This window comes from Brevundimonas sp. (genome assembly GCF_046295775.1).
In the GTDB taxonomy this organism is placed as follows: domain Bacteria; phylum Pseudomonadota; class Alphaproteobacteria; order Caulobacterales; family Caulobacteraceae; genus Brevundimonas.
This window is the reverse complement of record NZ_JBKBML010000026.1, coordinates 1-24150: the sequence shown is the minus strand read 5'-3', so window position 1 is coordinate 24150 and position 24150 is coordinate 1. Positions and strand designations below refer to the sequence as shown.

Below are 24150 nucleotides of genomic sequence, written 5' to 3'. Positions count from 1 at the left end.
GTGGCCTAGCCCGCGAGCGTCGCCGCGCCAAGGGCGGCGGCCATGATCGCCGCCGGAACCGGCGTCAGGCGCGGCCCGTCGGTCCAGACCAGCGCCGCCTCGACCGGGCGGTCGGGATACAGTCGCTGCAACACCGCGCGATAGGCCGCCATCTGCAGCACATAGGCCGGATCGGCGTCCTCGATCCGATCCGGCGCCGGACGATTGGTCTTGTAGTCGACCACCAGCACCCGCTCGGGCGTCACCACCAGCCGGTCGATGCGGCCCGACAGCACCATGCCGTCCGGCAGGCCCGGAGCGGCGCCGGTCAGGGCGACCTCGGCGCGCGATCCTGGCCCGAAGACGGCGGCGAACCGCTCGTCGCCCAGCACGCCCAGCGCGGCCTGGATCATCTCGTCACGGACCGCATCCGACAGGTCCGTCTCGCGCGCGAGCAGCCGTCGGGCCAGTTCGGGCCAGGCGCTGGGCTCGGCCTCGGGCAGCCGCTCCAGCAGCCGGTGGATCAGGTCGCCGCGCCGGAACCGCCCCAGACCGCCCGCCGCCCGGTCGAGCGGGGACGGCGCACGGCCTGCGATGTCGCCCGCCAGCTTGGAGGGGGCCGCCAGACGCGCGCCCGGATCGGCCGCCGGCCGCTCGCTGACCCAAGCCGGCAGGCTGATGCTTGAGACGGCCTCGCCGGGCGCCGCGCCCGCCTCGATCGGATCGACACCGAAGCGCAGCCTGCCGTCGCCGATGTCGCGCGCGCGGCCGTCGGCCAGCAGGCTTTCGAACGTCTGGCCGACGACATCCCACCACGAACCGGGCTCGAAGCCTTCCTTGGGGCGGCCCATGGCGCGGCCCATGACGATCACCCGCTCGCGCGCCCGCGTCAGGGCGACATAGAGCAGGCGCAGGGACTCCGCGTCGGTGCGGTCGATCCGGCCCTGACGCGCCAGGGCCGAGGCGTCGCAGTCGCCGGCCTTGGACGACGGGCACATCAGCCACGCCTCGGTCCCGTCCGCCTGATCCACGGCCATCAGGGTCGGGCCTTGCGGCTTCGCCTTGCCGGTGGTGTCTGGAAGGATGACGATGGGCGCCTCCAGCCCCTTCGAGCCGTGCACGGTCATGACGCGCACCTCGTCGCGCGCGCCCTCCATCTCGCGCTTCACCTGGACGTCGGCCTGCTCCAGCAGCGCCAGGCAGGTCTCCAGGTCGGTCCCGCCGCGCGCCTCGGCGGCCAGGATCTGAGCCAGCGTCTCGTCGATCGCCTCTTCGGCCTCGCGGCCCAGCCTGTGCAGGATGCGCGCCCGGCCCGAACGGCCATCGGGGCCGAGCCGGTTCAGAGCCAGGGAGAAGAAGGCCAGCGGATCGCGCCCGCGCGACGCGATCAGGGCGCCGGCCAGATCGCGCGCCTCGGTCCATTGCGGGTGCTCGGCCGCCCGTTCGCGCAGGGCGCGCCACAAGGACCTGCCGTTCCGGGCCTCGGCGTCGGCCAAGGGGTACAGTGCATGCGCCGGTCCGAAATCGGGGACGTCGCAGAAGGGCCCGCGCAGCACCTCGGCCAGGCTCAGGTCGTCCTCCGGATAGAGGGCGAACCTCGCGAGGGCCATCAGGTCGTCGAAGACGATGTGGGCGTTCAGCTTCAGCCGGTCGGCCCCGGCCACGGGCGCGCCCTCGGCCTTCAAGGCGCGGATGATCTCCTCGAACGTCGCATCGCGGCGGCGCACCAGGATCAGGAAGTCGCCATAGCGCACGGCGCGCCGGCCGTCGGGCGCCTTGCGATCATGGATCATCACGCCCGCCTCGACCTGGCGGCGACTCTCGCGGGCGAGGGCGCGGGCCAGCTGTTTGCGGGCGCTCTGCGGGCCTTCCTGATCGACCGGCGCGGTCCAGGCCTCTGGCGGCTCAACCGCTGGCTCCTGGAACAGCGGCCACAGATCGACCGAGCCGTGCTGGCCCAGCCGCGCGGGCAGGTGGCGCGGAATCTCGCCGGTCTCGCCGACCAGAGCGCGGGCGCGTTCGGGAGGGTGGAAGGCGGCGTCCACGAAGGCCAGCACTTCTTCGGTCGAGCGGAACGAGGTGTCGAGCGGCACTTCCTGGAAGGTGTGGCCGGCGTGGCGCACGGCCTGGTCATAGACCTGAGCTTCCTGACGCAGCCGTTCGGGACGGGCGCCTTGGAAGGAGTAGATCGACTGCTTTTCGTCGCCCACGGCGAAGACGGTGCGCGCCGGAACGTCGGTGGGACGCTCGCTTCCGTCGCCCGCGAAGAAGGGCTCGGTCAGGGCGCGCACGATGGCCCATTGCTCGGGCGCCGTGTCCTGCGCCTCGTCGATCAGGACGTGCTCGATCCCGCCGTCCAGCTTGTACAGCACCCAGGCGGCGTCGGCCCGGCGGGTCAGCAGGTCGGCGGTGCGGCTGACCAGGTCGGTGAAGTCCAGCGCGCCGGCCTCGGCCTTGGCCGTCTCGTAAAGCGCGTGATGCTCGTCGGCGAGCGCCAGCACCTTCATGGTCTCATCGGCGACGCGGGCCGCCCGGACGCGCTGCAGGGTCGCCAGATATTGGCCGCTGGTCCGAGTCAGGAACTCGGCCGCTTGTGGCGGCGCGCCCTTGGTGGCCAGACGCGCACGCGGCTCGCCGACCGAGGTCAGGAACACCGCAGCCAGGGCGTCGAAGCTCCAGTCCGTCTGGACGGCCCGCATGCGCTGGGCGCAGGCCTGATCCGAGGCGCCGCCGCCGGCCAGGCCGTCCGCCGCCGCGATCCAGTCGGTGCGGTCCAGGTAGCGCATGAAGTCGTCGGACAGCCTCTGCGGCGTCTCGTCCGGCGTGACGCCGGTCAGGTGATAGGGGCTGGGCGCGCGGCCTTCGGCGATGGCCAGCAGGTAGGCGTTCAGGCTTTCGCGCTTCGCCTCGATCACGCCCAGCAGGGCGTTGAAGGCGTCGAACGCCAACTCGACCGCGAAATGTGAATAGGCCCGGCCCACACGGCCGTCGGGCTGGTTCAGCGCCGCCCGCGCCAGGTCCGCCCGCGCACGGTGCGACAGGGCCAGGGCCGCCTGGTCCTCCAGCACCTCGAACCCCGGCGCTACGCCGGCCTCCAGCGGGAAGCGCCGTAGAAGGCTTTCGCAGAAGGCGTGGATGGTCTGGATCTTCAGCCCGCCCGGCGTCTCCAGCGCGCGGGCGAACAGCCGCCGGGCCTCCGACAGCTCTTCGGCGGTCAGGGACCGGGGGTCGCGCCCGTCCAAAGCCGCCAAGGACTCTGACAGCGTCGTGTTGTCGGCGACGGCCCAGCCGCCCAGCTTGTCGAACAGCCGCGTCTGCATCTCGGCGGCGGCGGCCTTGGTGTAGGTGATGCACAGGATGTCGCCGGGCCGCACCCGTTTCAGCAGCAGGCGCGCCACCCGGTTGACCAGGGTCGAGGTCTTGCCCGAGCCGGCGTTGGCGGTGACGAAGACCGACAGGCCGGGATCGGCGGCGACGGCCTGGTTGGCGCGGGCGATGTCGGCGGGAGAGAGGGGCGAGGTCATTGCGCTCCTTCTTCTTCGGCCCCAGCGACGTGCCATTCCCAGACGCGCGCCAGATGGTCGAAATTGCCGCCGAAGGTGCCCATGAACTGGGGCGCGACCCAGCTGCGATACGGCATGGCTTCGTCGTCGAAAAGGGCGACCCCGGCCTTGAGCCGCGCCAGCTCGCGCTCGGCCATGAAGGCCGCGCCTTCGGCCCCGACGTCGGTGACCTTGCCGGGCTCGCGACGGCCGGTCAGCTGGACATAGAGAAGCTCGGTCGCCTCGGTCGGCGGGGCGGGGAAGCCGCCCTCGGCCAGGATGGCGGCCGCCAGGGTCAGCTGTGGCGCAAAGCCGGCGGCCACCTGCTTGGCCTGGGGCGCGGAGCCGGTCTTGAAGTCGATGACCGCTGCGCCCGTCGCATCCAGCTCGATCCGATCGGCCTTGGCGGTGACGGTGAACGGCCCGCCGGGCGCGTTAAAGGTCAGGGCGCCCGACTGCTCGACCAGAAGCTGGGCGCCACGCGCGCGCCGGGCCCGCTCGAAGCCTTCCAGCCAGCGGGCGCAGTTGGCCGCCAGGGGACGTTCGCGGGCCATGGCGTGATCCTCGAAACCCGCAGCGTCGATCTCGTGGATCAGCCAGGCTTCGATCTGTTCGGCGCAGTCTTCGGGCAGAGCGTCGGGCCAGGTCCGCACTACGGTCTCCAGCGCCGCGTGGATGGCGGTGCCGCGGGCCATGGCCTCGGCCGAGGCGCCCGGCCGATCCAGCTTCTTCAGCCCCAGCACGCGCGAGGCGTAGATGGCGTAGGGATCGCGCACCCAGCGCTCGATGCTGGTCACGGGCAGATTGCGCGGCCGGCGGTGGACCGGGGGGCGCGGCTCGGGGCGGCGCGCATAGTCGGGCGTCGCGCGCGCCGGCGCATCCAGCGCGCGGGTCAGGCTCAGCACCGCGTCGGGCGCGGCGATGGTCACGGGCGTGGTTTCGCCATGTGCGCCGCTGACCAGCATCTCCAGCCGCCACAGCCACCGTGACCGAACGGCCGGCTGACCGCCGCGACGCTCGCGCACCACCATGACCGCTTCGGGCGCGCAGGCGGCCTGGACGAAGTCCTGCGCGGTCTGACCCAGCCGCCGCTCGGGCGCGGGCAGGTCCAAGGCCTTGCGCATGGGTCGCGAAAGGAAGGGATCGGTTGGCGCGGGCCGGGGCCAGACGCCTTCCTCCAGCCCCGCCAGGATCATCAGATCCGCCCGCGCCAGCCGCGCTTCGATGGCGCCCAGAATGCGAAGTCGCGGATGGCTGGCGCCGCCGGTGCGCACGGTTTCGGCCGCGATCAGTTCGGCGACCAAAGCCGCTAGCTCGTCGGGGGTGACGCCGCCCAGGGCCTCGCCCTGTTCGATCAGGGCCGACATCAGACCCGCGGCCGCCTCGCCGTCCCGCCCGGCCCAGGCGGCGGGCCCGGCCAGCGCCTCGATGAGTTCGGTCAGGGCGGTCGCGGCCTTGTCCAAGGGCGCCCGGCCGCCGGCGAAGGGCGCGCGCGCCGCCTCGACCAGACCCTGCAGGGTCTCGGCCAGGCTTCGCGCCTCGCTCAGGCGGGCCAGGCGTTCGGGCGAGGGCGCGGCCTGGCCGTCGCGCGGTTGGCCGGCCTGCTCCAATTTGCGCAACAGGGCGGTCCAATCGCGCGGACGCGGGCCGCGCAGCCCCTTGCCCTCCAGAGTGCGGGCCGCGATCTCGGTTGAAAGCTCAGGGCGACGCCGCGCGTGCTTCAGCAGGGCCAGCAGGGTCTGGGGCGACAGCGGGTCGGCCATCCAGCGCGCGGCCAGCTGAACCAGGCCGCCGGCTTCGGTCAGGGCCAGGGGCGCGCCCGCCGAAGAGTCCGCCGTGATGCCCCAGCGCTCCAGCCGCGCCTCGACCCGGCGTGACAGATCCAGGTCCGGCGTCACCAGGGCGCAGGTGCGGCCCGGCGTCTCCAACGCCTCGCGCATCATCAGGGCGATGGCGGAGGCGGCCTCCTCCTCGGCGCGGACGGTCAGCAGCGACAGGCCCTTCAGCCCTTCGGCGATGGGGTCGGCGGAGCGATCGGCCCAGACGCGTGCACGCAGATCGCGGATGGCGCCGCGCCAGTCGTCCGTCGCCTCGGCGGGCCGCAGAGCCTCCTGGATGACGCGAGAGCGCGCCGTCTCGACCTCGGAGCTCAGCCAGGGGCGGACGGCCGCACGCTCGACGCCGTGCCGTTCCAGCAGCCGTTTCAGCGCCGCCTGCGGATGCGCCTCCTCGATCTTGGACCAGGCCGCCTCGTCCAGAGCCTGATCCAGACCGGGCACGACGACGCAGCCCTGGGGCGCCCGCGCCACCGCGCCCAGCACGTCGGCGGCAGACGGCAGCGTGCCTGTCGAGCCGGCGGCGATGACCGGGCGGGCGGGCGGCTCGGCGTCCCAGGTCTCGGCCAGGCGTCGCAGCAGGGTGGCGCGCCGCCACGCCGGATCGACCAGGCCCAGCGCCTTGAGCCGTTCGGGCCAGGCCTCGACGGCGAGGGACAGAAACTGCGCCGACCGCTCCCAGTGTCGCGCCATCTCGCCCTTGACCAGATGGGCCACGCGGGCGGGCTCCACGATCTCCTCCAGTTGGCAGGAATCCAGAAAGCCGCCCAGCGCGTCGGCCAGCTCCAGCGCCCGCAGCGGCGTCAGATCCGCGTCGAACCGCTCGACGATCATGCGCGCCATCTCGAACCGGCGTCGCAGGGGCGCGATGGCGGGCGGCAGGTCCAGTCCGAGCGCGCCGGGGGCGAAGGGCGGCTCGTCCTCCTCTAGGTCGCCCAGCGGACGAACCTCGGGCAGCAGCACCGGCCTCGCGCCGGCCGCTCGCGCCAGGGCGGTCGAAAAGGCGCGCGCGGCGCGTCGATTGGGCAGCAGGATGATGGCGTCCGACAGGACCTCGGGCGAGGCCTCGCCCAGCCAGGCCAGCACGCCGCTGGCCAGGTCTTCCAGGAACGGCCGTTGGGCGGCGATCGTGAACCAGCGCGGGCCGGACCCGGCGAAGGGGTCGAACGACGTCACGCCTCGCTGCCCAGCCGCGCCTCGGCCTTTTTACGCGCCTGCGGGTCGCCGACGTGCATCCAGTCGCCGTCCAGGACGCAGCCGAACAGCCGACCCTCGGCCGCCGAACGCCGCCACAGCGGACTGAGTGAAAAGGGGCCGTCGGGACCAGCATCCGCATAGCCCGGCCGGGTGATATGCACGCCCATATAGGCGAAGGGCGCGCTAGGCGCGTCGCCTCGGAAGGTGAGGCGGCCGTCTTCGGCCCTGAAGAAATCGCCATCGCCCTCGAAGCCGATGGAGCCCTCGCGGCGCGCCAGCAGTAGGGCGGCGTCCATCCGCGACGGATCCCACAGCCGCGCCAGCTCGGCCAGGGCATCGCCCCTGTCGATCCACACGCTGTCGATATTGGCCACGAACACCGGGTCGTCGCCCAGCAAGGGCCGCGCCTTCTTCAGCCCGCCGCCCGTCTCCAGCAGTTCGGCGCGTTCGTCGGAAATCTTGATGCGCGGCGTTTCGCGGTCCGCCAGGTGCGCCTCCAGCCGATCCGCGAACCAGTGGACATTGACCACCGCGTTCTGGACGCCCGCCTGCGCTAGCCGATCCAGCACATGATCGATCAGGGCGCGGCCGCCGACCTCGACCAGGGCCTTGGGCCGATCGTTCGTCAGGGGACGCATGCGGGTGCCCAGACCGGCGGCCAACACCATGGCGGTCTGTGGAGCGGCGCCGGGCGTCATACGCGCACCTCGGCCGGCACATGGGCGTCGAACCAGCGTGCGACGGGCGCAAGGGCCGGTTGATCCAGATTGGCGTTCAGATGGCCCCACATGCGCGGCAGAAACTGGCGGTAGCGCGGCTTGCCGTCGCGCGCGATCAACCGCGCGAAGACGCCGATGATCCGCGCCTCGTTCAGCGCCGCGAGCCCGGCGTAGTCGGCCATGAAGGCGGCGCGGTCCGTGTGGGGTCTCAAGACGAAATAGCGCTCCAGCGCTTCGGCCTCCAAGGCGGACGACACGTCGCGGCGGGCGTCCTGCAACAGGGAGTGGAGGTCCCAGGCGGGGTGGGCGCGCACCGCGTCCTGGAAGTCGATCATGCCGACCCGCGCCGCGCCGTCGCGCTCGGGCAGCCAGATCAGGTTCTCGGCGTGATAGTCGCGATGGGCCAGCACCGAGGCGCCCGCCGCGCCCGAGGCGACGATAGCCGCCCAGGCCTCGCGCCAGGCGTCGACGGCGGCTGCGTCGAACCGCACCCGCTCGTCCAGCTTCGGCAGCCATTCCACGAACAGGTCTGCCCCGCCCTGCAGCGCCGTCTCGTCATAGGTCAGGATCGGCCAGTCGCCGCCGGGACCGCTCAGCACCTCGGGCGGCGCCCCGGCTTCATGCAGCCGGGCCAGCGCCTCGACGGCGGTCAGATATAGGGGCACCTCGGGCTCCCCGTCCTCGATGACGCGGGCGAACAGGGCGTCGCCGAAATCCTCCAGCACCGCCAGGCCGTTCGCCGCATCGACGGCCACAACGCCGGGCGCGGACAGTCCCAGCGACCGCAGATGCTCGGCCACGGCGGTGAAGGCTTCGATGCGCCCGGCCGACAGGCGCGCGACCGCATTCCAGCCTTCTGCGCGGCGCCGCTCGGGGCTCCAGTCGGGGGCGCACGGACGGCTCTCCGCCGCCGGCGGCTGATCCATCAGCATCAGCGACGGCTGGCCTGACCGGATCAGCCGCTCATAGCGGCGCGTCGAGGCGTCGCCGGGCAGGGGGCGTCGCGCGCTTACGCCCAAGTCGAGGGCGTCGAGGAAAGCGTCGATCAGGGGTGCGCGGTCAGACATTCAACTCTCCGATGCGGGCTTCCCACGCCCCTGCGCCGGAAACGGTCGCAGCTCTGGTGTTTTCGTCCCTATCGCCGCCCGTCTCTTCCAAAGTGATGATCAGGCGGTCGGGGCCGAGAAACTGTGCGGGATCGTCGCCCAGGCGTTCGGGCCATTCGATCAGGGCGCAGCCTTCGTCGAGAGCCTCGTCCAGGCCGATCTCGAAGGCCTCCTCCGGGCGCGTCAGGCGATAGAGGTCGAAATGGGCGATCGGCGGGTCGCTTTCGTAGAACTGGACCAGGGTGAAGGTCGGGCTGGGCACGTCTTCTTCAGGCCGGGTCAGAGCGCGGATCAGGCCGCGGGCCAGGGTCGACTTGCCCATGCCCAGCGGGCCGTAAAGCAGCACCGCCTCGCCCGGCCGCAGCAGGGGCGCAATCGCCTGGCCCAGGCGCGCGGTGGCCTCGGCGTCGGGCAGGTGGATCCTCATGCGAACTCCGCGTCCGGCTGGCCCGGCAGCATCCGCTCGACAAACGCTTTGAGCGCATAGGTGGCGCGCGCGGCGTCCGCGTCGATGCGCGAGGGCGGGATCGGCAGACCCACGGACAGGCGAAACGCCTGCTTCTTCTTGTTCAGCATCTCGTGGAACAGGGTCACGTCGCGCAGTTCGGTCGAGAACCGGTCGAACATATGGAACAGCTTCGACGTCGGGCCGGCGACGTGGACGGGCACGATGGGGGCGTCGTATTTCCTGGCCAGGGAGGCGGCCGTGGGCGCCCAGTCGGGATCGATGAGTGAGCCGTCCTTGCCCACCCGCGCCAGTCGCCCGGCGGGAAACATGACCAGGCAGCGCTCGGCCTCGAACGCATCGCGCGCGGCGGCCAGGGTGGCGCGGGTCTTTTCGCGCGTGCGCTTGTCCAGCACCCATTCCACGGGGATGACCGTCTCGCCCAGGCGCGGCGAGACCCTGAGGGCGTCGGCGTTGGCGAAATAGATGGCGTCGTCGCGCCGCTTGCGGATCGCGTCATGCACGGCCAGGCCGTCGGCGATGCCAGTCGGGTGGTTGCATATCACGATGCAGCGTCCCGTCGCCGGGATGCGGTCCAGGTTCAGCGTCGAGACCTTCAGGTCCAGCAGGTTCGAGACATAGGCCAGGGCCTCTCGGCCCGACAGGCCGGCGATGCCGTCGGCCATGGCGCGCGCCTCGCGATAGCCCAGCAGCCGATACAGGGCCGGACGGATCGCCGGCCAGGCGGGCGAGCCCGTCAGGCGCGGGGCCCGCTCGGCGATAAGCACATCGACGATGTGGTCGCGGTTCGATCTGGCGGGCGGGGATGCGGACGACATGCCTGCCGCTTGTCGCCGCTCGCGCGACGCGGGGCAAGACGCCGCCTTGGCGTTTGGCCGCCGCCACGCTAGCCCTTTCGCATTGACGGTTTCGGGAGTGGGCGGATGGTGCGGTATCTGGCGGCGGCGGGCCTTTCGGCCCTGATGATCGGTCTGTCCGGCGAGGCGGCGTGCGCCCAGGCCTCGCCGGAGACGGCCGCGACCGCCGCCGCAGAGGCACGGCAGGCGACGGCCCGCTCGGGTCTGGGCCTGCGCGACCTGGCGATGATGGAGCGTGTGTCGGATCCGCGCCTGTCGCCCGACGCCCGGCAGGTGCTCTACGGCCTGCGGACCACGGACTGGGAGAATGACAGGGGCGTCAGCGCCTTGTGGCTGGTCGATGTCGAGGGCGGGACGCCTCGCCGCCTGGGCGCTTCGGACGGCGGCGCCGCCACGGGCCGCTGGGCGCCGGACGGCCGCGCCATATACTTCCTGTCCTCGCGCGGCGGCTCCAGCCAGGTCTGGCGCATGGATCGCGAGGGCCGCGCGGCGGTGCAGGTAACGACCCTGCCGGTCGAGGTGACCCACTTCCAAGTGGCCCCGGACGGCCGATCGCTGATCCTGTCCGCGCCGGTGTTCGTGGATTGCGACACGCTGCAATGCAGCCGCGACCGGCTGGACGCCCGCAGCCAGTCCAAGTCCAAGGTCCGCACCTTCGACCGCCTGCCGCTCCGGCCGTGGGACAGCTGGAACGACGGGCGGCGCAGCCAACTGTTCGTGCAGCCGCTGAATGGGTCCGGCCTGGGCGACGGGGCCCCGCGTCCTCTGACGCCAGGCCTGGACGCCGACACGCCCTCGCGACCCCAGGGCGGGGACAACGCCTTCACCGTCAGTCCCGACGCGACGCAGGTGGTCTTCTCCACCCAGACTCAGGGCCGCACCGAGGCGTTTACGAACAACACCGACTTGTTCCGCGTACCGCTTGCCGGCGGCGAGGCGGTCAATCTGACCGAGGCCAACGCCGCGCCCGACGGCGCACCGGTCTTCTCGCCCGACGGTCGACGCCTGGCCTGGCTGGCCGGCCGGCGCGAGAACGTCGGGGGCGATCAGCCGGTGGTCATGGTGGCCGAAGCCGACGGATCGAACGCCCGCGCCTTGACCGACTGGGATCGCGGTCCGGGCGGCCTGTCGTGGCGCTCTGACGGGCGGGCGCTTTACGTCACCGCCTCGGACAACGGGCAGCAGAAGCTGTTTGAAATCGACGCCCGCACCGGCCGCGTCACCGCCCTGACGGATCAGGGCGCGGTCTCAGCCTATGACGAGGCGCGCGGCGTTCTGGTCTGGGCCCAGGACGGCTTCACCAGCCCCACCCAGCTGTGGGTCCGGCGCGGCTCGGGCGAGGCGCGCCGTCTGACCGATCACAACGCCGAGGTCCTGGCGCGGCTGGACCTGCCCGAGCCCGAGCTGTTCACCTTCGCCGGCTGGAACGGCGAACCGGTGCAGGGCTGGGTCTTCAGGCCCGCCGGCTTCGTGGAGGGGCGACGCTATCCGGCCGTGCATCTGATCCACGGCGGGCCCAAGTCACCCTGGACGGACAGCTGGTCCTATCGCTGGAATCCTCAGGTCTATACGGCGGCCGGATACGCCGTGGTGATGATCAACTTCCACGGCTCGCCCGGCTTCGGCCAGGCCTTCACCGACGCGATCAACGATCACTGGGGCGACCGTCCGCTGGAGGATCTGCAAAAGGGCTGGCAGGCGGCGACCGCGGCCAATCCCTGGATCGACGGCGGCCGCGCCTGCGCGCTGGGCGCCTCCTATGGCGGCTATATGGTCAACATGATCGCCGGCCGCTGGAACGAGCCCTGGCGCTGCCTGGTCAATCACGCGGGCGTCTTCGACGTGCCGCAGCTGATGAACGCCATGGATATCGGCAACTTCATCTGGGAGTTCGGCGGGCCCAGCTGGGAGCGCAAGGAACTTTACGACCGTCACAACCCCGAGACCTATGTCTCGAACTGGTCCAAGCCGATGCTGGTGCTGCACGGCTCGCGCGATTTCCGGGTGCCCGAGGAACAGGGGCTGGCGACCTTCTCGGCGCTGCAAAGGCTCGGCGTCCCCAGCCGCTACGTCCACATCCCGGACGAGAACCACTGGGTGTTGAAGGCGCGCAACTGGGTCGACTGGCAGCAGGAGATCCTGGACTGGACGGACCGCTGGACCGCCGAGAGCCCCTGATCTTTTGTCGCACCCCCGGCGGTGCTACGGCTGACGACCTCGGATTTTGAGGAAGCTTGCCCATGCGTCGCCATTCGCTGCTCTCGGGGGCCGTCGCGGCCCTGGCCCTGATCACTGCCGTGCCGGCCTTGGCGCAAGCACAACCCGCGCCCGCCGTATCGGGCGCGCCGGCCATGCCGACGACACCCGCGCCGCATCCGGCCGCGACGCCGGACGCCTTCACCTATCAGGACATGATCGGGCTGAACCGCCTGGCCGATCCGCAGGTGTCGCCCGACGGCCGCCGCGTCGTCTATTCGGTGACGGCCACCGACGTGGAGGCCAACCGCCGCGCCACCACCCTGTGGATCCGCGACATCGAGGGCGAGGCCGCGCCGCGTCGCCTGGCGATCAACGAGGGCGGGGCCAACACCGCGCGCTGGGGCGCTGACGGCAATCTGTACTTCCTGTCGGGTCGTTCGGGGTCGAGCCAGGTCTGGCGCGCCGACGCCTCGGGCGCCAATCCGGTGCAGGTCACGCGCCTGCCCACCGATGTGAACGCCTATCGCCTCAGCCCGCGCGCCGACAAGGTCGCGGTGTCGCTGGCCGTCTATCCCGACTGCGCCGACCTGGCCTGCTCGGTCGAGCGCGCCAAGGCCCAGGGCGAGCGTAAGTCCACCGCCCAAGTCTATGATCGCATGTTCGTGCGCCACTGGGACACCTGGGAGGATCACACCCAGAACCACCTGTTCGTCCTGCCGATCGCCGCCAGCGGGCGCGCCGGCGAGGCGGTGTGGGTGACCAAGGGCTTCGACGGCGACACGCCCTCAAAACCGTTCGGCGACGAAAGCGAATTCACCTTCGCGCCCGACGGTGAATCGGTGGTCTTCTCGGCGCGGCTGAAGGGCCAGTCCGAGCCGTGGAGCACCAACTTCGACCTGTGGCGCACCAACGCCCTGACCGGCGACGGCACGTTCGAGAACCTGACCGCCGACAACCCCGCCTGGGACACCGGCCCGGTGTTCTCGCCCGACGGCCGCACCCTGGCCTATCGCGCCATGGCCCGACCGGGCTTTGAGGCCGACAAATACGCCATCTTCCTGAAGGACGTGGCGACCGGCCAGACCCGCCAGATCGCGGCCAACTGGGATCGCTCGGCCGACACCCTGCAATGGTCCGCCGACGGCCAGACGCTGTACACCACCGCCGGCGACGTGGGTCAGACGCGGCTGTTCGCCATCGATACGAGGAACGGCGTGGTGACGCCGGTGACCGGGCCCGGCCACGTCTCGGCCTTCGCCCAGACCCCCTCGGGCTTCGTCTTCGCCGAGGACGCGCTGGATCGGCCGTCGGACCTCTGGTTCAAGACCTATCTCGGCCGCGAAATGCCGCGTCGCCTGACCAATGTGAACCCGTCGCTGGACGCCAAAACCTTCGGCGAGGCCGAGCAGTTCAGCTTCCCCGGCTGGAACGGCGAGACGGTGCACGGCTATGTCATCAAGCCCGCGGGCTATGTCGAAGGCCGACAGTATCCGGTCGCCTTCCTGATCCATGGCGGGCCGCAGGGCTCGTTCGGCAACAGCTGGTCCTACCGCTGGAACCCGTCCACCTACGCCGGCGCGGGCTATGCGGTGGTGATGATCGATTTTCACGGCTCGACCGGCTACGGCCAGGCCTTCACCGACTCGATCAGCCAGCACTGGGGCGACCGCCCGCTGGAAGACCTGCAGAAGGGCTGGGCCTACGCACAGCAGCAATACCGTTTTCTCGATGGTGATCGGGCCTGCGCGCTGGGCGCATCCTACGGCGGCTACATGGTCAACTGGATCGCCGGAAACTGGCCGGGCGAGTTCAAGTGCCTAGTCAACCATGACGGCATCTTCGACACCTTCGGCATGGGGTACGCCACCGAAGAGCTGTGGTTCACCGAATGGGAGAACGGCGGCACGCCCTACGACAATCCGCGCGCCTATCAGCAGTTCAATCCCGCCAACCACGTGCGTAACTGGCGCGACCCCATGCTGGTGATCCAGGGTGACCGCGATTTCCGCGTGCCGACCACCCAAGCCCTGTCCACCTTCACCGCCCTGCAGCGACGCGGCGTCGAGAGCCGGCTGGTCTTCTTCCCCGACGAGAACCACTGGGTGCTCCGCCCGGCCAACAGCCTGCAATGGCACAATGAGGTGTTCGGCTGGCTGAACCGCTTCATCGGGCCGGACGCCGAGCAACGCTGACGCGACCATACGGCGGGTCGCGCGTTGAGGTCTCTTCAAGGAGAGCGGCGCGCTGACCAAGGGATTGAAAGATCGACTGAACTGGAGGGGCTGGCGCGACGGCGCGCTGGCCCCTGTCGGCGTTCGCGCCCGCGCGTTCGGCGGCTGGGTGCGTGAAAACGATCCGGTCTATCGCGCCTTTCGCCATCCGGGTCCGGTGGAAAAGGGCGCGGCGCTGGGCGTGCTAATCCTGTTCGCGGCTCTCGTCGTGTTTCTGCTCCTGTTCGACTGGAACTGGCTGCGTGGGCCGATCGGACGCTGGGCCTCGGTCCAGTATGACCGCGAGATCGCCCTGAACGGCGATCTGGACGTCAAGCTGTTCAGCTGGACGCCGTCCGTCACCGTCAACCAGCTGACGGTGGGCGGTCCGTCCTGGGCGCGGGACGAGGACACGGCGCGCGTGTCGCGCATCGAGGCGTCGGCCCGCCTCAGCCGCCTGCTGCGCGGCCAGATCGAAATGCCGCTGCTGGCGATCACCCGTCCTCAGCTGGTCCTGATCGCCGATGAAGAAGGCCGCCGCAGCTGGGACCTGAACGCCGACCGGCCCGACGACGGGCGCGGCGCCAGACTGCCTTTGATCGAGCGGCTGGTCATAACCGATGGGGCTTTGTCGGTCGAGGAACGTCGGCGCGGCATCACCCTGGAAGCCGTCGTCAACGCCCGCGAGGCCGCGGCCTCCGCCGATCCGGGCCAAACCGGCTTCCGCCTGGAAGGCGAGGGCGAGATCAACGGCGCGCCCCTGACCCTGACCATCGAGGGCGGCGCCTTCGTCAATATTCGCCGCGACCGGCCCTATCGCTTCACCGCCGAACTGGAGGGCGCGCGCACCCGCCTGCGCGCCGACGGCGCCATCACGCGGCCTTTTGACCTGGGCAGTTTTCAGGCGCGTCTGGCCATGCGGGGCCAGGATTTGAATGACCTCTACGCCCTGACCGGCGTGGTCGCGCCCAATACGCCGCCCTATGAACTGGCCGGGACGCTGACGCGCGACGCGACCCTGTGGACCTTCGCCGACTTCGCGGGGCGCGTGGGGTCCTCTGACCTGGCGGGCGACCTCAAGGTCGATCGGATCGACGACCGTTTGCGGGTCGAGGCTGATCTGACGTCGCGTTCGCTGGATCTGGACGACCTGGCCGCGGTGCTCGGCGCCCAGCCCCAGGTCACCTCGGGCGGCACGGTGGCCCACTCAGGCGCGCCCGGAAAGCTGCTGCCCGACGCGCCGCTGCAGACCGATCGCCTGCGCCAGATGGACGGCCGCCTCAGCTTCAAGGCCGGCTCGGTCAAGCGCAACACCTTCGCCGTCCGGCAGGTCGATCTGGGTGCCGCGCTGAAGGACGGCATCTTGAACCTGGATCCTGTCAGCTTCACCTTCAGCCAGGGCGAACTGAACGGCACGGCTCGCATCGACGCGACCGACGACATGCCCAACAGCACGGTGGACTTCCGCCTGTCCGGCTATCCGCTGGAGGCCATCATCCCCGCGCGCGACGGCGCGCCGACGGTGACGGGCAGAGCGCTGGGCCGGGCCAAGCTGGAAGGGCCGGGCCGCTCCATCAGCGAGTTCGCCGGCCGATCGAACGGCTCGCTGAGCCTGGTCGTGCCCCAGGGGCGCATCCGCTCCGCCTTTGCCGAACTGCTGGGCATCAACGTCGGCGCGGGCTTGCGCCGACTGTTCAGCGGCGACGTCAGCGAAAGCCCGATCCGCTGCGCTGTCGCCGACTTTACGGTGAGGGGCGGCACGGCGACGGCCCGCACCCTGGTGATCGACACCGACGTGGTCCTGACCAAGGGCGAAGGCGCCATCGATCTGGGCTCGGAGCAGATGAACCTGCGTCTGGACGGGGAGACCAAGAAGCCGCGCCTGTTGCGCGTCTGGGCGCCGATCACCGTCAGCGGGCCGTTGCAGCAGCCCCGCATCGGTGTCGACACCGGCGCGGTCGCGGCGCAGGCGGGCATCACCGGATTGCTGGGCGCCCTCGTCGCGCCCGTCGCGGCCCTGTTCGCCTTCGTCGATCCCGGTCTGGCCGAAGACGCCGACTGCGGCGGATTGATCGCCGGCGCGCGCTGAGTGAGCCGAACGGACTTGGCGCGCGTATCTGTGCGACGTCGCATGATCCACGAGAGACCGAATGACCCGTAGAGGCGTTTTCGCAGGCGCGCTGGGCGCCCTGACGGCGGCCTGCTCGCCCCTGTCGCTGCTGAACACCCTGGGACCGCGCGATCGCGGTGCCCGACGCGTGGCGCGCGGCCTGGCCTATGGCGACGACCCGCGCCAGACCATGGACGTCTATGCTCCGACCGGGGCGCGCGATCTGCCGGTGGTGGTTTTCTTCTACGGCGGCGGCTGGGATTCCGGCTCGCGCGACGTCTATGGCTGGGCCGCCCAGGCGATCGCGGCGCGGGGCTTTGTCGTCTTCCTGCCCGACTACCGCATCGTGCCTCAGGTGCGCTTTCCGTCCTTCATCGAGGATGCGGCGGCGGCGACGGCGCGGGCCGGCGACCTGGCGCGCGACTACGGCGGCGACGGCGCCAGACTGGCGGTCGCGGGGCACTCCGCCGGGGCGCATCTGGCCATGATGATCGCGCTGGATCGCCGCTACATGCAGGCCGTCGGGCGGCCCGACCTGATCAAGGCGGCTGCGGGTCTGGCCGGGCCTTATGACTTCCTGCCGTTCGACGTGCCGGCCTCGGTCAACGCCTTCGGCCGGGCGCCTGACCCGACCCTGACGCAGCCCGTCACCTTCGCCCGCGCCGACGCCCCGCCGCTGTGGCTGGGCCACGGGACGGATGACGTGGTCGTGCACGCCGAGGACACCACCATTCTGGATGCCCGCATGAAGGCGGTCGGCGGCCGGTCGGAGGCTAAGCTCTATCCCGGCCTGGACCACGCCGACCTGATCGCGACCTTCTCGCCCCTGTTCCGCAAGAAGGCCCCGGTGCTGGACGACATGACGGCCTTCCTGCATCGCGAACTGGGCTGAGCCGTCTCGCCAAGGTCACGAAGCTTCGCTACAGGAGGCCATGACAGAACTGATGACAGCCGAGGCGGCGCTGGACCGCCTGCAAACCCTTTACGATGACGCCGTGGCCAATCTGCGCCGGGCGGTGAAGACCTTCCTGGACACCGGCGAGCGCGCCGACGCCGAAGCCCGGGCAAAGGGGCTCTTTTCGTATCCCCAACTGAAGATCAGCTGGTTCGGCGAACGGCCGGCCAATCTCGAGACGCGCGCCTATGCGCGCCTGTCGCGGCCCGGCGTCTATTCGACCACGGTGACCCGGCCCGATCTGTTTCGCGCCTATCTGCTGGAACAGCTGACCCTGCTTCAACAGGACTATGGCGCGACCTTCGAGGTCGAGCCGTCCGAGCAGGAAATCCCCTTCCCCTATGTGCTGGACGGCTCCGACGTGGCGCTCGACCGGTCGCAGACCGCCTCGATCGCCCGCTATTTCCCGACCACCGACCTGGCCCACATCGGCGACGAAATCTCCGACGGCCTATTCGACCTGGGCGAGGACTTCCCCCTGTCGCAGTTCGACGGGCTGAGGACCGACTTCTCGCTGGCGCGGCTGAAGCACTACACCGGCACGCCGGTGGACGATGTTCAGAGCTACATCCTGTTCACCAACTACAATCGCTATGTCGACGAGTTCGTGCGCTGGGCCATCGAGCAGGTGCGCGATCCCGACAGCCCGTATCAGACCCTGTCGTGCGCGGGCGGACTGGTGATCACCGCCGAGACAGCGGACCCGCAGACGGCGATCTCGGACTCGGCCTGGAAGAAGCACCAGATGCCGGCCTATCACCTGACCGCGCCAGGGGCGGAGGGCATCACCCTGGTCAACATCGGCGTGGGGCCGTCCAACGCCAAGACCATCTGCGACCACCTGGCGGTCACCCGCCCGCACGTCTGGATGATGATCGGCCACTGCGGCGGCCTGCGTCCCTCCCAGACGATCGGCGACTATGTGCTGGCCCACGCCTATCTGCGTGACGACCACGTGCTGGACGCGGTGCTGCCGCCGGACATTCCGATCCCGTCGATCGCCGAGGTCCAGCGCGCGCTCTATGACGCCTCCAAGATCGTGTCCGGCGCGCCGGGCGAAGAGGTCAAGCGGCGCCTGCGCACCGGCACCGTGGTCACCACCGACGACCGGAACTGGGAGTTGCGCTATTCCAAGTCGGCGCTGCGCTTCAACCAGAGCCGGGCGGTCGCCATCGACATGGAAAGCGCCACCATCGCCGCCCAGGGCTACCGCTTCCGCGTGCCCTACGGCACCCTGCTGTGCGTGTCGGACAAGCCGCTGCATGGCGAGATCAAGCTGCCGGGCCAGGCCAACCGCTTCTACGAGGGCTCGATCTCCGAGCACCTGCAGATCGGCATCCGGGCGGTGGACCTGCTGCGTCAGGAAGGCTCGCGACTGCATTCGCGCAAGCTGCGCGCCTTCGACGAGCCGCCGTTCAGGTAAGAGTCGCTAGGCTTGCGCCGCGGGCGCTCGCGACTTGAGCGGCGTCAGCCTGCGGGCCGGCGCAGCAGATAAAGGCCGAAGCCGATATAGGGCCGACCGAAGTCGAACATCGCCTTGACCCGGTCGGCCGAGGCGCGGACGTTCGGCGCCTCTTCTGTGTCCGGATTGGCGGCCAGCCAGTCGCGGGCGGCCCGGTCCATGGTCGCGGTGTAGCGGTTCCAGGTCTCGGCCGAGGACATTTCGGCCGAGACGATCTCCAGCCCGGCTTGGTCGGCCGCCGCGCGCCACCCGGCGTCGGTGGCGTAGGTGTTGTTCATTTCGGTGATCAGGCGCAGCGGCTCGGGCGGCGCATCGGTCCAGACAAGGTCGCCCCACAGCAGCCAGCCGCCGGGCGTCAGGTGCTCGCGCAGGCCGGCGAAAATCTCGGCCGGATCACGTCGGCCGTCGCCGACCGGATCGGTCGAGCCGATGGCCGAGATCAGGTCGAACGGCGGTTGGGCGTTCAATACGTCTCCAGACCGGCCTTCCTGCAGCACGACGGCGCCCTTGGACCGTTCGATGCGCGCGCGGGCCAGCGCGGCCATGGACGGGTCCAATTCCACCGCCGTAACAGACAGTCCGTACCGCTCGGCCAGGTGAACTGCGATCGCCCCGTTGCCGCAGCCGATGTCCAGGGCGCGCGCACCTGCGGCCAGCCCCGTGCGAGCTAGGGCGGCGTCGATCGTCGCCATCTCCAGGGCGTTGCAGACCTCGAGCGCCTCATAGGCGATGCGGTGGAAGCTCATGCGCATGAACACGGCATAAGGCGAGGGGACGATTTCGTCTAAACAAATCACTTTACAACGCAAAGTTCTTCATGCACCTTGGTGTCATCAACGACGGGAGGTCGACATGGCTGCTCAGAACACCGCGCCACAGGCGCAGGACGACATCGCCTACATCCGCGCCCTGGCTCAAGAGGGGCGCCACGCACCGCCCCTGAACGGGCCCTTTCTGGTCGCCGCGGCCGTCATCTTCGGGAGCGCCAGCGTGGCCCATTGGGCCATCCAAAGCGGTCTGATCAACGTCAGCCCCTGGGCTCAGCTTTGGGTCTGGCTGGCGGCCGGCGCGGCCTTTGCCGTGGCCCTGGCTTTTCTGATCCGCAACGTGAAGTCCAAACCAGGCGCCAGCACGGTGCGCAACGAGGCGATCGGAGTAGCCTGGTCCGGCGTAGGCTATCTGATCTTTACGGTCTGGCTCTCCATGATGGCGGTCGGCTTCTCGACGGGCGACTGGACGCCGATGCGTCTGATGCCGTCCCTGGTGTTCGCCGCCTACGGAACCGCGTGGTTGGTGGCCGCCGCCATGAGCGGTCTGAAGTGGATGAACATGGTGGCTCTGGTTTCCTTTGGCGGCGCGGTGCTATTCGGCGCCCTGTCTCACACGGTCTGGGTCTATCTGGTCTTCGCCGGGATGCTGATGGCTGTCGCGCTGATCCCCGGCCTGATCCTGATGCGCCAGGAACCGGCTGAGGTGGTCTGACCATGGCCGACGATTTCGACATCGGCCTTATCGACGAGGTCATTCATGGCCGCGTCCGGCTGGGGATCATGGCCTATCTGTCCACCGCCGGCGCCGCAGACTTCAACGACCTCAAGGGGCGGCTACAGGTCACCGACGGCAATCTGTCGGTCCATCTGAGGAAGCTTGAAGATGCCGGTTTCGTGGCTATCGACAAGAGCTTTCAGGGCAAGAAGCCCCTGACGCGGGCGCGCCTGACCGAGCCGGGGCGCAAGGCTTTCGTCGACTATCTGGACGCCCTGTCGTCCCTGATGCCCACGAACTGACTTTGACGCGTTGGACGCGCGGATTAAGCAGGCGGTCATGAGCGACCGCCTGCACGCCTTCGAGGCCCTGGACAACTTCCGCGACTTCGGCGGCCATCCCACGGCGGATGGCCGCCGCGTCCGCAAGGGACGGCTCTATCGCGCGGCCCATCAGGCGCGCCTGACCGAGGGCGATGTGGCGGCGCTGGGGGCGATCGGCCTCGGCTGCGTGGTGGATCTGCGCCGGCCCGGCGAGCGCCGCGACCAGCCTAGTCGGCGGCCCGCAGACTTCGACGGCCTGATCATAGAGGGCGGCGTGGACGACGGTCGCGAGGCGCCGCACATGACCTTCCTCAAGTCCGGCGACCTGACCCCCGACTCAGGCCGACGATTCATGAGCCGCACCTACGCCGAGATGATGTTCGACCCGGCGCACCAGGACGTCTTTTCGCGCTACTTCCGGCATCTGGCCGACAACGACCGCCCCGTGCTGATCCACTGCGCGGCGGGCAAGGACCGGACCGGCGTGCTGGCCGCCCTAACGTTGCATCTGCTGGGCGTGGATCGCGAGACGGCGCTTGAGGATTATCTCGAGACCAACCGCGCTGTCGATCTGGTCGGCCGCGCACCGGCTATTGCCCGCCAGATCGAGAAGCACGCGGGGCGGCGGCCGTCCGACGACGCGGTGGTGGCCTTCCTGGGCGTGGAGGCAGCCTATCTGGACACCGCCTTCGCCGCCGCCGAGGCGCGATACGGCAGTCTGGAGGCCTATGCGGATCAAGCCTTGGGCTTAGATGACGCCGCGCGTGTGCGAATGGTCGAGCGGCTGGTGGAATGAGACCCTGGCCCGCCACCGCGCGGCGGACGACGGATTGGCGCGATCCCATGACGGTCGCGGCGGGCCTTGCGCACCGGCCCGGCGCGGTGGTCTTGCTGTCGGACGGCGGCCCGCTGGGACAGCGGTCATGGATCGCGGTCGAGCCGGAAACAATGATCGAGGCGCAGCGGGTCGACGGCGAACTGTTCGCGACCCTGAAGGCGCCCGGCTGGGCCCGCGGCGTGGTCGGCCTGGCCAGCTATGACGCGGGCGCTCGAGCGGCCACAGGCGAACGCGGCGGCGGCTGGCCTGACCTGATTTTAGCGCGCTATCCGGCCTGGCTGAGGTTCGACCATGACGCGCGCGGGCTGACGGCCGTCGGTCTGGGCGAAGACCAAGCTCAGGCTGGGCAGTCCTGCGCCCAAGCGCTGGCCTGGCTGGATGCGGCGACGCCTCGAAGCTCCGCTGCGGCGCCGGCCGCCTCCTGGAGCGAAGAAGCCCCGCCCCAGCGCTACGGCCAGGCGGTGGCCGAGTTGGTCGAGCGGATCGGCGCCGGAGAGCTGTTTCAGGCCAATATCGCGCGCGCCTGGCATGGGCGGCTGAAACCCGACGCGAGCCCGTTCGACGTGTTCGCACGGCTTCAGGCCGGCCGGGCCTCGGCCTATGGCGCGGCTTGGCGGATGGGCGACCGGGCGCTGGTGTCAAACTCGCCCGAACTGTTCCTGACCTTCGATCCCGAGAGCGGGCGCATCGAGACACGGCCGATCAAGGGCACGCGGCCGCGCCGCGCCGACCCGGCCGCCGACGCCGCCGAGGCGCGCGCCCTGGCCGAAAGCGCCAAGGACCGGGCCGAGAACCTGATGATCGTCGACCTGATGCGCAACGACCTGGCGCGGGTGTCGGAACCGGGCTCGGTCAGGGTCGATCGTCTGTTCGAGGTCGAGCCCCTGCCGACGGTCCACCATCTGGTCTCGACCGTGTCGGCGACCGCCCGGTCGGGCGTCGACCCCGCCGACCTTCTGGAGGCGGCCTTCCCGCCCGGCTCGATCACCGGCGCGCCCAAGCATCAGGCCATGAAGGTGATCGCCGCGCTGGAGCCGCCGCGCGGTCCCTGGTGCGGAAGCCTGTTCCACATTGACGATGCGGGGGCCCTGACGGCGTCGGTGCTGATCCGCACCGCCGGCTTTGAGCGGGACGAGGCGGGCTGGACCTATCGCACCCTGGCCGGGGCCGGCATCACCGCCGACAGCGACCCGGCGGCCGAAACCGCCGAGACCGAGGCCAAGATCCGCGCCCTGCGCGAGGCCCTGATCGGGCCGCTCGATCAGTTGCTGTAGGCGACCTGATTCACCGTCCGGGGCCGCAGATAGTATTTCTGCTGGAAGGTGGTGATGCCGGGCATCAGGTAGTTGGCCGGCGAGCGATAGTCGTAGGCGGCCTCGGCCATGATCAGGCTCTCGCCATTGGCGATCAGGCCCGCTGGAATGCCGGTGATGACCTGGTTGCGCGTCAGGGCCGTCATCCCCGAGCCCCGGCTCCAGTCGATCTTGGCCACGCCGGACGAGTCTCGTGTCACGCTGCTGACCCGCTGGCTGAGGCCTGTGGCGGTGAACGGCCGCAAGATCAGCACGCCGATGTTGAAGATGTCGTCCACCTGGCTGCCGGTGACGGCGTCGGACTGAGCCACCAGGTCGGCGACCTGGGAGGCGACGTGGCCCATTCGCTTCTGGGCCATATAGCCCTGACAGAACTCCACCAGGCCGAAATAGAAGAAGACCATAACCGGCGCGAGGAGGGCGAACTCGACCGCCGAGAGGCCGCGCTGGTCGCGGCGTAGGCGTTGCAGCAGGCGCATCATGGGTTGCTCCCCGATCCGCCGGCGCCCCAGCCCCAAGGCTCGTTGCGGAAGGCGGTGGTGGCGCTCAGCATGGCCTTGCCATTGTTCAGCCGCGACAGGCCCTGCGACAGGAAAGGGGTCACCAGCGGCTGCTGATACCAGGCCCGAACCACCATCAGACTGCCCGGCTGGCCGTTGGCGTAGCTCGTCTGGCCTGTGTCGAAGGTTCCGCCGGCCATCGGATCGGGCAGTACGGGATTGCCGAAGGCCGGGACCTCGCGCACGTCGATCTCGGCGCGGCCTTCGCAGTCGCCGGCGAAGATGCTCATTCGGCTGCACATCTCGGTCTTGAAGGCGGCCTTGTCGAAGTTGCGTGTCGATGCCTGGCCCGTGCGGACCAGGCGCGCGGTCTCCATGGTGGCGTTCTCGAGCAGGGAGCTGGTCACGAAGACCATGCCGATCTCGAAGATGGCGAACATCATGAAGAAGAAGGGCAGGGCGACGATGCCGAACTCGACCGCAGCGGCGCCCTCGCGCGACTTGCGGCGGCGTGATCGGGCCGAGGCTGCGGCGAGAGGGCGCATCATTCCGTCTGGTCTCAGGGCGTGACGTCGGCCGCCGCGGCGCCGCTGGAACGGATCGAGGGCGCGCAAGACGCGCCGGCGCAGGCCATCTCGGTGGCGCGGCCGCCGCGCCAGACGCGGACGGCGTTGCTCGATCCCGCGGTGACGACGACCTGGCTCTGGAAAACGGTGCGGCCGATGGGATCGACGGCGACGACCTCGGTCACGCCATAGCCCTTGCCGGTGATGAACAGGGTTTTGGCGTCCACCACGGTCACGTCGGCGATGGCGGGATTGCCGACGATGACCGACGCCGCCGGGGCGCGCAGCGAGACGCGGGTCGAACGATCGATCTCGACATTGACGCCGCGCGACTGACCAACGGCCGGGGCCGCGACGGCCAGGGTCACGGTCAAGGCGGCGACCAGGGCTGAGCAGGCCTTCATCATTGGGGTTCCCCGAATTTCATCGAACGCGCGTGGACGAACGCGCGAACGGTGCCATGCAAAGATCAAGAAAGTCTGAAATGC

19 protein-coding genes are annotated in these 24150 nt (G+C 70.1%); 9 read left to right on the top strand and 10 right to left on the bottom strand.

The window, feature by feature from the left end; genetic code table 11:
• Positions 1-5: 5 nt before the first annotated feature.
• From addA to ACK4I0_RS12385, 6 genes are read right to left on the bottom strand one after another with little or no spacing between them, the layout of a single operon-like run.
• Complete coding sequence (addA, locus tag ACK4I0_RS12410) at positions 6-3503, bottom strand: double-strand break repair helicase AddA (protein ID WP_409611421.1); 3498 nt, start codon at positions 3501-3503, stop codon at positions 6-8.
• Positions 3500-6532, bottom strand: a complete 3033-nt coding sequence (gene addB, locus ACK4I0_RS12405) for a double-strand break repair protein AddB (RefSeq protein ID WP_409611419.1) — start codon at positions 6530-6532, stop codon at positions 3500-3502. Before addB ends, addA begins: the two co-directional genes overlap by 4 nt.
• Positions 6529-7221, bottom strand: coding sequence for an N-acetylmuramate alpha-1-phosphate uridylyltransferase MurU (murU, locus tag ACK4I0_RS12400; RefSeq protein ID WP_409611435.1), 693 nt, complete (start codon positions 7219-7221; stop codon positions 6529-6531). The genes addB and murU overlap by 4 nt, the downstream gene beginning before the upstream one ends.
• A gap of 26 nt (positions 7222-7247) precedes the next feature.
• The gene (gene amgK, locus ACK4I0_RS12395; protein ID WP_409611417.1) at positions 7248-8339 is read right to left on the bottom strand and encodes an N-acetylmuramate/N-acetylglucosamine kinase AmgK; all 1092 of its coding nucleotides are present in this window, start codon (positions 8337-8339) and stop codon (positions 7248-7250) included.
• Positions 8332-8805, bottom strand: a complete 474-nt coding sequence (tsaE, locus tag ACK4I0_RS12390; protein WP_409611415.1) for a tRNA (adenosine(37)-N6)-threonylcarbamoyltransferase complex ATPase subunit type 1 TsaE — start codon at positions 8803-8805, stop codon at positions 8332-8334. Before tsaE ends, amgK begins: the two co-directional genes overlap by 8 nt.
• Complete coding sequence (locus ACK4I0_RS12385; protein ID WP_409611413.1) at positions 8802-9662, bottom strand: GNAT family N-acetyltransferase; 861 nt, start codon at positions 9660-9662, stop codon at positions 8802-8804. Before ACK4I0_RS12385 ends, tsaE begins: the two co-directional genes overlap by 4 nt.
• Positions 9663-9767: 105 nt before the next feature.
• On the opposite strand from ACK4I0_RS12385, the gene ACK4I0_RS12380 reads away from it, so the two are divergent.
• The 5 genes from ACK4I0_RS12380 (at position 9768) to ACK4I0_RS12360 (ending at position 18598) form a co-directional block, all read left to right on the top strand.
• Complete coding sequence (locus tag ACK4I0_RS12380; protein ID WP_409611411.1) at positions 9768-11879, top strand: prolyl oligopeptidase family serine peptidase; 2112 nt, start codon at positions 9768-9770, stop codon at positions 11877-11879.
• A gap of 62 nt (positions 11880-11941) precedes the next feature.
• On the top strand, positions 11942-14092 hold the full coding sequence (locus ACK4I0_RS12375; RefSeq protein ID WP_409611409.1) for a prolyl oligopeptidase family serine peptidase: 2151 nt from the start codon (positions 11942-11944) through the stop codon (positions 14090-14092).
• 64 nt (positions 14093-14156) lie between these two features.
• Positions 14157-16199 (top strand): AsmA family protein, encoded by a 2043-nt coding sequence (locus tag ACK4I0_RS12370; protein ID WP_409611407.1) that lies wholly within the window; start codon positions 14157-14159, stop codon positions 16197-16199.
• Positions 16200-16260: 61 nt separating this feature from the next.
• Positions 16261-17112, top strand: a complete 852-nt coding sequence (locus tag ACK4I0_RS12365) for an alpha/beta hydrolase (RefSeq protein ID WP_409611405.1) — start codon at positions 16261-16263, stop codon at positions 17110-17112.
• A 40-nt stretch (positions 17113-17152) separates the two neighbouring features.
• Positions 17153-18598 carry an AMP nucleosidase gene (locus ACK4I0_RS12360; RefSeq protein WP_409611403.1) on the top strand — a complete coding sequence of 482 codons (1446 nt, stop codon included), beginning with the start codon at positions 17153-17155 and terminating at the stop codon, positions 18596-18598.
• Positions 18599-18642: 44 nt separating this feature from the next.
• Here ACK4I0_RS12360 and ACK4I0_RS12355 read toward each other — a convergent pair whose 3' ends face one another.
• Positions 18643-19389 carry an SAM-dependent methyltransferase gene (locus ACK4I0_RS12355; RefSeq protein ID WP_409611401.1) on the bottom strand — a complete coding sequence of 249 codons (747 nt, stop codon included), beginning with the start codon at positions 19387-19389 and terminating at the stop codon, positions 18643-18645.
• A 100-nt stretch (positions 19390-19489) separates the two neighbouring features.
• Between ACK4I0_RS12355 and ACK4I0_RS12350 the strand changes: the two genes are divergently transcribed.
• From ACK4I0_RS12350 to ACK4I0_RS12335, 4 genes are read left to right on the top strand one after another with little or no spacing between them, the layout of a single operon-like run.
• Positions 19490-20119, top strand: a complete 630-nt coding sequence (locus ACK4I0_RS12350) for a hypothetical protein (protein ID WP_409611399.1) — start codon at positions 19490-19492, stop codon at positions 20117-20119.
• Positions 20120-20121: 2 nt separating this feature from the next.
• Complete coding sequence (locus tag ACK4I0_RS12345; protein WP_409611397.1) at positions 20122-20424, top strand: winged helix-turn-helix domain-containing protein; 303 nt, start codon at positions 20122-20124, stop codon at positions 20422-20424.
• 37 nt (positions 20425-20461) lie between these two features.
• The gene (locus ACK4I0_RS12340) at positions 20462-21241 is read left to right on the top strand and encodes a tyrosine-protein phosphatase (RefSeq protein ID WP_409611395.1); all 780 of its coding nucleotides are present in this window, start codon (positions 20462-20464) and stop codon (positions 21239-21241) included.
• Entirely contained in the window at positions 21238-22557 is a 1320-nt protein-coding gene (locus tag ACK4I0_RS12335) for an anthranilate synthase component I family protein (protein ID WP_409611393.1), read from the top strand. The genes ACK4I0_RS12340 and ACK4I0_RS12335 overlap by 4 nt, the downstream gene beginning before the upstream one ends.
• On the opposite strand, the gene ACK4I0_RS12330 is transcribed toward ACK4I0_RS12335, so the two are convergent.
• Genes ACK4I0_RS12330 through ACK4I0_RS12320 form a run of 3 tightly spaced genes read right to left on the bottom strand, consistent with a single transcriptional unit; the run spans position 22545 to position 24069 of the window.
• Positions 22545-23078 (bottom strand): TadE/TadG family type IV pilus assembly protein, encoded by a 534-nt coding sequence (locus tag ACK4I0_RS12330; RefSeq protein WP_409611391.1) that lies wholly within the window; start codon positions 23076-23078, stop codon positions 22545-22547. The two genes, ACK4I0_RS12335 and ACK4I0_RS12330, sit on opposite strands and share 13 nt — an antisense overlap.
• Complete coding sequence (locus tag ACK4I0_RS12325; protein WP_409611389.1) at positions 23075-23644, bottom strand: TadE/TadG family type IV pilus assembly protein; 570 nt, start codon at positions 23642-23644, stop codon at positions 23075-23077. The genes ACK4I0_RS12330 and ACK4I0_RS12325 overlap by 4 nt, the downstream gene beginning before the upstream one ends.
• Before the next feature lie 11 nt (positions 23645-23655).
• Complete coding sequence (locus ACK4I0_RS12320) at positions 23656-24069, bottom strand: pilus assembly protein N-terminal domain-containing protein (RefSeq protein ID WP_409611387.1); 414 nt, start codon at positions 24067-24069, stop codon at positions 23656-23658.
• Positions 24070-24150 lie beyond the last annotated feature (81 nt).